The following is a 7,367-nucleotide window of genomic DNA, read 5'->3' as shown; positions in this document are numbered from 1 at the left end:
ATCAAAAATAGGTTGCATCCAAGGTCTAAGCTTCTCCTCTTTTTCCCCGGGTAAATAACCAATATCTTTACCGACCGGAACAATAGGCCTAGCTACTAGAAGCTTCTTATATTGAGATAAATCTTCTGTTTGCATCAATCCTGTTGCCAATGCCAATAGCGTTTTTCCTGTCCCAGCCTTACCAATAAGCGTCACAAGCTGAATGTCAGAACGAAGTAACAAATCAAGGGCCATCGTCTGTTGAACGTTCCTCGGCTTAATTCCCCAAATATGTTCTCCTTCATACATTAGTTTCTTAACATATCTGCAGTTCTCATCTACAATCCCAATCGCTGAGGCTGAACTTCCCAATGTATCCTTCATCAGCAAGAATTGATTAGGGTAGTATAAATCTTTTGTCAGTTCTTCAAGCTTAAGATGACTTTTTTCATAAAACTTATTCAGATTGTCAATCGACACAAAAACTTCTTTATGCCCTCCATATATATGGTCCATTTCAACAACACGATCATTTAAAAAATCCTCTGCCTCAAGCCCTATCGCATCAGCTTTTACACGCACTAGAGTATCTTTACTGACAAGAATGACCGTCTTCCCATCTTCCTTTGTTTCTTCCTCTAAAGATAAATTTTTTGCAACTGCTAATATTCGATTATCATTTGTTTTCTCCACGAAAATTTCCTGAAGTTTATGAAATGAACGATGATTAAGTTCAATTCTTAAGCTACCTCCATTATGAAGCTGAATGCTTTGATGAAGCTTTCCTTTTTCACGAAAACTATCGATCAATTTTGATACCTGCCTGGCATTTCTTCCAATTTCATCCATATATCTTTTTTTCGAATCCAATTCTTCTAAAACAACTGCTGGAATGACTACTTCATTATCTTCGAATGAGTAAATCGCATACGGATCCTGCAACAGGACATTCGTATCTAAAACATAGATTTTTTTCCCCAATATGACGCCTCCTGCCTGCTCTTTATCGGATATGTCTTACCATTGACTGCACTCAGCAGTTATGTAGCGGACGAGACTGTTGATAAAATATATGTTCCTTTGCATAAAGATAGAAGAACATTTACAGACTATAAAGAAAACTTCCTGCAAAGTGAGCTTTGATCATATGGAACACAGCAGGTTTACTGCAATTTATGCATCAGACTTAGTTGGAGTGGACAGGCTGTAATTAACGGAAAGGTAATTTCCTAAAAGGAGGATGGACATTTGCGGAAACTTATTTTAGCTCTTGCTACTGTTCTGTTAATGACAGGCTGCTCGATGAATAATAATAATGAAGAGTCACAAGATAACACAAAAAGTAATCTAACTAAAGTTAATAATTCGTCTGTTCAGGAAACGGATAGAAAAACTGGTCAGCAAACAGCAAAAAGACTCACTGGTCTGGCTAAATCTATTCCCGAGGTGAACGATGCCACTGCAGTCGTACTTGGCAAATATGCCATAGTCGGAATTGATATTGACCAAGACATTGAACGTTCACAGGTAGGAACGATTAAATACTCGGTTGGTGAAAGCTTAAAACATGATCCAAACGGAGCAAATGCTATCATCGTCGCTGATCCTGATATAAATGAACGAATTAGGGAGGTGGCTAAGGATATTAACAACGGTAAACCTGTAAGAGGAATACTAAATGAACTGGCTGACATCACAAGTCGAGTCATTCCTGAGGTTCCAGGTGATATTTTAACCCCAACACCCACAAAAGTCATTGAAAACGAAAAGGGTAAACTTAATAATAACAAGGAAAGAAAACAGCTTGATGAGGAGCAAAATGATCAATCTAATCACTATAAAGAGTAAATAACCCCAGCCCGAAGAGACCTTCGGGTTTTTGTCTTTTATACAGTCATAACCTTAATAATGATTAGTCACTCACATGTAAGTTTCACTTTATCCTCGTTTTACCATAAAAATATTGGTATACTTAAAAGCATATTGAAATTGAAGTGAGGTTCAAATAATATGAAGGTTAAATGTGTAATATGTGATCAAATTGAATCTATACCAGACGATAGTCCAGAAGCAAAGAAACTTCGTAACCGTCCTATACATACCTATATGTGCAATACATGCAATCAACGCATAGAAGAGCGTACAAACGAACGGATTGCCACCGGGAATTTCCGTCTTTACCGCACTATCAAAAATGAAGATGAATGGTAAAACATTAAAAAAGGTCTGTTTGATTGGCCTGATTAATGGGATCATGCTCGGCTTCTTAATGAAGTGGATGGAAATGTATTCAGGAAAACAAGTGTATCAGCTTTTATTAAATGTAGATTTCCTTCCAGTAATCGGGGCAATCCCCTGGAGTGAGGCAACGTTGTTCCTTTTCCATCTCCTTGTCTCACTTACAATTACTTTTAGTTATGTATATATCCTTCATACTTGGAGCATATTTCGCAAATGGAAAACATACACACTTGCTATTTGCATCATCACTCCTGCGATCCTGCTTTATTTTCCATTATCCTTTCTTTCACAAACGGAAGTTACCCATCCATTCGATCTGCTGCTTTCTTTTTGTGGTCTCTCTTACATCTTATTTACGCGATATTTCTTCCAAAAGCAATATAAAAAGAACCGTGCGAAATTCGCACGGTTCTTTTTATCATCACTCGATATTTTTATACTTATCTGGTTCTAGTTGTATTTGATCCAACATAATATCAATCAATTCAATAGGAAAACGTTGCTTTTTCATTTCGTCTCCTATTAGAAACTCAACGAAATAAAAAGGTTCTATTTTTGAAACGGAATCAATGATTACTTGATGATCATTTTTCAGCATCTGCATGAAAAACATTTCTGTTTCGCGCGCAGCTGAATCATCAGGTCTTGCATCACAGACAACTCTAATCGTCAACCAATTGTATAAAGCATCTTGTAATGATTTCATCATCTTATGCCTGTTCTTCTTTTCTCGAATTATGAAGACGAATTCTATAAATCCCTAGAACAAGCGATGCGATGACTAATGCTTCCCCCATTGGCAGAAACACTGCAAAGAAAGAAAGAAGGGTACACCCAAGTGCCATTACCGCGTAAATAATCACATTTTTTAGCAAAGGTAACTTTTTGGCAAAACCTAGCTGATAGACAAGGATGCATAATCCAAAAATCGTTAAATATAAATACCACATTCCTGCTTCAGGATTTTCATCCACTCTGTACAAAGCTGCAAAAAATGATAATCGCTCTTGGATATCCAATCTTTTCTCCTCCTCTTGCTATTTATTTTTCTTCAACAGCAACTTTTTTTCTTTTAGCTGCTCTCTCACGTTCGTTTTTATCAAGAATCTTTTTACGAAGACGGATTGATTCCGGAGTTACTTCACAGTACTCATCGTCGTTCAAATACTCTAGAGCTTCTTCTAGAGACATAATTCTTGGTTTTTTCATTGAAGAAGTTTGGTCTTTATTAGCTGAACGCATATTTGTCATTTGTTTCGCTTTTACGATATTAACAGTCAAATCGCTATCACGGTTATGTTCTCCGACAATCATACCTTCATAAATATCCGTACCTGGCTCAACGAAAATAACACCGCGGTCTTCTACTTGCATCGTACCATATTGTGTAGTTTTTCCAGATTCCATTGATACAAGTACACCTTGACGTCTTCCACCGACTTGACCTTGGGCCATTGGTTGGTAGCTGTCAAATGAGTGGTTCATGATACCATAACCACGTGTAATTGTTAAGAACTCAGTAGAATAACCAATAAGTCCACGAGCTGGGATCGTGAATAGTAAACGAACTTGACCACTTCCGCTATTAATCATATCTAACAATTCGCCTTTACGAGCTCCCATGGATTCCATGATAGAACCAGTGTGCTCTTCAGGTACATCGATTTGAACACGTTCAACTGGCTCACAACGTACTCCATCAATCAAACGAACGATAACTTCAGGTTTAGAAACTTGCAGTTCATAACCTTCACGTCTCATGTTTTCAATTAAGATAGAAAGGTGAAGCTCTCCACGACCTGAAACAATCCAGACATCTGGAGAATCTGTATTTTCAACTCTTAAGCTAACATCAGTTTGCAATTGGCTTTTCAAACGCTCTTCAATTTTACGAGCTGTTACGAATTTACCTTCACGGCCTGCGAATGGGCTGTTGTTTACAAGGAAAGTCATTTGTAATGTTGGCTCATCGATACGTAGAATTGGAAGGGCATCAGGATGTTCAATAGGACAAACTGTTTCCCCAACGTTAATATCTTCCATACCGGAAACAGCGATTAAATCACCGGCAACAGCTTCTTGGATTTCAACTTTTTTCAAGCCAATATAACCAAAGATTTTCGTTACACGGAATTGCTTAACCGATCCATCAAGTTTCATTAATGAAACTTGTTGACCTACATGCATTTTCCCACGGAATACACGGCCAACACCAATACGTCCTACATAATCATTGTAATCAAGTAAAGCCACTTGGAATTGAAGTGGTTCATCAGTGTTATCAATTGGTGCAGGGATCGTTTCGACGATTGTTTCGAATAATGGGGTCATGTCTTTTTCTTGTTTGGTAGGATCTGAATCCAAGCTTGCTGTACCAGCAATACCTGAAGTAAAGACAACAGGGAATTCTAATTGTTCTTCTTCAGCTCCAAGTTCGATGAATAAGTCAATTACTTCGTCCACAACTTCGTTTGGACGGGCAGAGTCTTTATCAATTTTATTCACGACAACGATTGGCGTTATTTTTTGTTCCAATGCTTTTTTCAACACGAAACGAGTTTGCGGCATACATCCTTCATATGCATCAACAACAAGTAAAACACCATCAACCATTTTCATGATCCGTTCTACTTCACCACCAAAGTCGGCATGACCAGGTGTATCCAAAATATTTATTCTTGTATCTTGGTATTGAACTGCTGTATTTTTCGCAAGAATCGTAATTCCGCGTTCTTTTTCAATAGCATTAGAATCCATCGCACGTTCTTCCACATGTTCATTTTCACGAAATGTACCAGATTGCTTAAGCAACTGATCCACTAAAGTTGTTTTACCATGGTCAACGTGGGCAATGATGGCTATATTACGAATATTTTCTCTTAATTTCAAAAAATTCACTCCTAAAAAAGTTTGTGTATAACGTATCACTAGTATTAACTTACATATTATATCACAAACATAGTAGAAACAAATACAGAAATTATGTACAATAGATATATTAGGGGTGATATTAATGAATATTAAATGGAATTTCTTAATATTAGCGATACTAGCAGCATCAAGTATTGGCTCTATAGGCATCTTTATTGCTGAAAAAAGCTTACTTGGAATCTTAGCTGCAATCGTTGTACTTTGCGGGATTATGGGGTTTGGCTTCACTCAAAAGAAAAAATTACGCGAAGCAGGAAAGTTATAATATAAAAAACTCGCTGTAAACAGCGAGTTTTTTTTTGCTAATTTTTTCAAGTGAAATATATTCTCTACTCCACTAAGTCTTTAGTCTTACTTTACCCATTTTAATATCCTTTTTGAACATTACCAATGACTTAGGTCAGGGGTATTAAAGGCTAGTATTACCTGTTAAATATTTCTCAAAAACCTCTTTGTGCATTCCAGGCTTAGAGACAAATAATGAATCTCCCTCTAAAAAATCCAATTTTTTATCAGTTATATTGCTTACTTCTCCGCCCACTTCCTCAACCAGTAAAACTCCACCGGCAAAGTCCCAAGGCATAAGCCGCATAGTTATATAAGCATCTAGCCTGCCTGCTGCCACGTATGCTAACTCCAATGCTGCTGAGCCATATGAACGGGTCCCGCGCGCATCCCGCACAAGCGGGGCTAGAAGACTCGGATCAATCCGGCGATTTTCCGTTACCCAGCTTGCATTCATGGAAAGGATGGCTTTGCTAACCGATACCTCTTTCAGCGGAGAGAGTCTTTGATCGTTCATAAATGCCCCCTCCCCTTTAATTACATGGTACAGTTCATCATTTACGACATCATAAACCATACCAATTTTCCCGATACCATCCTCATAGATCCCAAGAGAAATCGCAAAATTTCGCTGTTGATGAATAAAGTTCAATGTTCCATCAATTGGATCAAGAATCCACACCGTTCCTTTTAAATCTTTTATCTCATTACCCATTCCCTCTTCCCCAAATATACGATGTTCGGGAAAAGTTTCGGTAATTTTATCGCAAAAAAACGTTTCTATTGCCTTATCCATATTGGTAACCAAATCATTAGGATTCGTTTTAATTTCAATATTCAGCTTGGTTTCAAAGGACGCTCTCAGCTTCGACCCTGCTTCTTTCATCCATAATTTCGCATATGTATCCATTTCCTTAACCGATGCCATTATAATATCCCCGTCCTTTGTAATCAGAAACTACACTAACATGCTCTACTAAAGATTAAAGCAAATATATCAAGTCTTCAAGTTTTTAACATCATAAATTTACCAATTTTTATAATACCTTTGAATAATAAGGGTTATTTAATTCACGATTCTTCACTCCATTTAAGCTTATAAGCTAATTATCCTCATGCATAAAAATTTTTTTGTATACTTTTGATAATTTTTTTCCTAATTAACAGGAAAGTAGTCCATTTTAAAAATCAAAGACCAGCTTTTACTACTATTTTGTTCATTTAACGAAAAACGGACACATTATTTTTTATAAAATAAGTGTCCGTTCATCATCTATAATAGAATTTCTTGTATTGAATTTGATTCATTTCCTTCATTAATTCTCCTTCACGATCTCTGCAGCTTTATCATTTTACAAGGCTTTAAGTTTTAGCAATTCTAAGCGGATACGCTCAAGCCTTTGCTTGCATTGTGACCTCTTTTGATCATTCTCTTCACTAATTGCTTCAAAAAGGGTTGCTAATTCATAGTCCATTTCCATTCTTAACACTGCAGCTCTATGTCTTTCAACTTCTTTAGCTTTTAATGCTTGGTTCATGACTTGTTTCATAATTAACATTCTCCCTTCGTCAATTAACTTAATTTTCTGAATTTATTTTTATTTTATCATATGTCTTCCTACCACAAATAGCAACTAATTTGTTCTTTTAACTTAAAGGAATTTTTCGATAATGAACTAAATCCTTATTTTTTAATTATTACTTTTACTTATGCTACAATATGTGCAGATATTACAGTGGGAGAGATGATAATGAATATAGCAAGTTTTTCAGCTGATGATTTTAACGTTTTTAAAATTGATGGATTGGAACCGCGAATGGATGCTTTAAAAGAGCAGATCCAACCCAAGCTACAAGCACTTGGAGAGCACTTTTCACAACAATTATCTGTGATGACCGGTGAAGAGATGTTCCCTCATGTTGCTAAGCTC

Annotated in this window: 11 protein-coding genes; 5 read left to right on the top strand and 6 right to left on the bottom strand. The window is 36.7% G+C overall.

The features are described from left to right. On the bottom strand, nucleotides 1–960 hold a 960-nt coding region (locus tag AC1DUW_RS17465), incomplete at its 3' end, for a PhoH family protein (protein WP_477643072.1). Nucleotides 961–1,227: 267 nt separating this feature from the next. Between AC1DUW_RS17465 and AC1DUW_RS17460 the strand changes: the two genes are divergently transcribed. From AC1DUW_RS17460 to AC1DUW_RS17450, 3 genes are all read left to right on the top strand, one after another. Next, nucleotides 1,228–1,827: a YhcN/YlaJ family sporulation lipoprotein gene (locus AC1DUW_RS17460; RefSeq protein ID WP_053345195.1), complete on the top strand. Its 600-nt coding sequence runs from the start codon at nucleotides 1,228–1,230 to the stop codon at nucleotides 1,825–1,827. Between the two features lie 162 nt (nucleotides 1,828–1,989). Continuing rightward, nucleotides 1,990–2,190, top strand: coding sequence for a YlaI family protein (locus tag AC1DUW_RS17455; RefSeq protein WP_072272690.1), 201 nt, complete (start codon nucleotides 1,990–1,992; stop codon nucleotides 2,188–2,190). After that, nucleotides 2,180–2,674: a hypothetical protein gene (locus tag AC1DUW_RS17450; protein ID WP_477643071.1), complete on the top strand. Its 495-nt coding sequence runs from the start codon at nucleotides 2,180–2,182 to the stop codon at nucleotides 2,672–2,674. The genes AC1DUW_RS17455 and AC1DUW_RS17450 overlap by 11 nt, the downstream gene beginning before the upstream one ends. Here AC1DUW_RS17450 and AC1DUW_RS17445 read toward each other — a convergent pair. From AC1DUW_RS17445 to typA, 3 genes are read right to left on the bottom strand one after another with little or no spacing between them, the layout of a single operon-like run. Further along, on the bottom strand, nucleotides 2,642–2,926 hold the full coding sequence (locus tag AC1DUW_RS17445; RefSeq protein WP_053348008.1) for a hypothetical protein: 285 nt from the start codon (nucleotides 2,924–2,926) through the stop codon (nucleotides 2,642–2,644). The two genes, AC1DUW_RS17450 and AC1DUW_RS17445, sit on opposite strands and share 33 nt — an antisense overlap. Before the next feature lie 4 nt (nucleotides 2,927–2,930). Then, on the bottom strand, nucleotides 2,931–3,239 hold the full coding sequence (locus tag AC1DUW_RS17440) for a YlaH-like family protein (protein WP_053345193.1): 309 nt from the start codon (nucleotides 3,237–3,239) through the stop codon (nucleotides 2,931–2,933). Between the two features lie 22 nt (nucleotides 3,240–3,261). Then, nucleotides 3,262–5,109, bottom strand: coding sequence for a translational GTPase TypA (gene typA / locus AC1DUW_RS17435; protein WP_053345192.1), 1,848 nt, complete (start codon nucleotides 5,107–5,109; stop codon nucleotides 3,262–3,264). Between the two features lie 124 nt (nucleotides 5,110–5,233). Between typA and AC1DUW_RS17430 the strand changes: the two genes are divergently transcribed. Further along, complete coding sequence (locus tag AC1DUW_RS17430; protein ID WP_053345191.1) at nucleotides 5,234–5,416, top strand: YlaF family protein; 183 nt, start codon at nucleotides 5,234–5,236, stop codon at nucleotides 5,414–5,416. Between the two features lie 144 nt (nucleotides 5,417–5,560). Here the strand turns inward: AC1DUW_RS17430 and AC1DUW_RS17425 are convergent, their stop codons facing one another. After that, nucleotides 5,561–6,364, bottom strand: coding sequence for an inositol monophosphatase family protein (locus AC1DUW_RS17425; protein WP_053345190.1), 804 nt, complete (start codon nucleotides 6,362–6,364; stop codon nucleotides 5,561–5,563). A gap of 424 nt (nucleotides 6,365–6,788) precedes the next feature. Next, a complete protein-coding gene (locus tag AC1DUW_RS17420) occupies nucleotides 6,789–6,986 on the bottom strand; it encodes a hypothetical protein (RefSeq protein WP_053345189.1) in 198 nt (65 codons plus the stop codon). 201 nt (nucleotides 6,987–7,187) lie between these two features. Between AC1DUW_RS17420 and AC1DUW_RS17415 the strand changes: the two genes are divergently transcribed. Next, nucleotides 7,188–7,367: DUF1054 family protein (locus AC1DUW_RS17415; protein ID WP_477643070.1), on the top strand; the 180-nt coding region annotated here is incomplete at its 3' end.

It is taken from the genome of Peribacillus sp. P4_C12 (genome assembly GCF_056402095.1).
Note: the sequence above shows the minus strand (reverse complement) of the source record. Positions and strands in the feature narration are given on the sequence as shown.

Coding starts and splice junctions, on each gene's coding strand:
- AC1DUW_RS17455 (WP_072272690.1), top strand. CDS start 1,990: ATGAAGGTTAAATGTGTAATATGTGATCAAATTGAATCTATACCAGAC.
- AC1DUW_RS17450 (WP_477643071.1), top strand. CDS start 2,180: ATGAATGGTAAAACATTAAAAAAGGTCTGTTTGATTGGCCTGATTAAT.
- AC1DUW_RS17445 (WP_053348008.1), bottom strand. CDS start 2,926: ATGAAATCATTACAAGATGCTTTATACAATTGGTTGACGATTAGAGTT.
- AC1DUW_RS17430 (WP_053345191.1), top strand. CDS start 5,234: ATGAATATTAAATGGAATTTCTTAATATTAGCGATACTAGCAGCATCA.
- AC1DUW_RS17425 (WP_053345190.1), bottom strand. CDS start 6,364: ATGGCATCGGTTAAGGAAATGGATACATATGCGAAATTATGGATGAAA.
- AC1DUW_RS17420 (WP_053345189.1), bottom strand. CDS start 6,986: ATGAAACAAGTCATGAACCAAGCATTAAAAGCTAAAGAAGTTGAAAGA.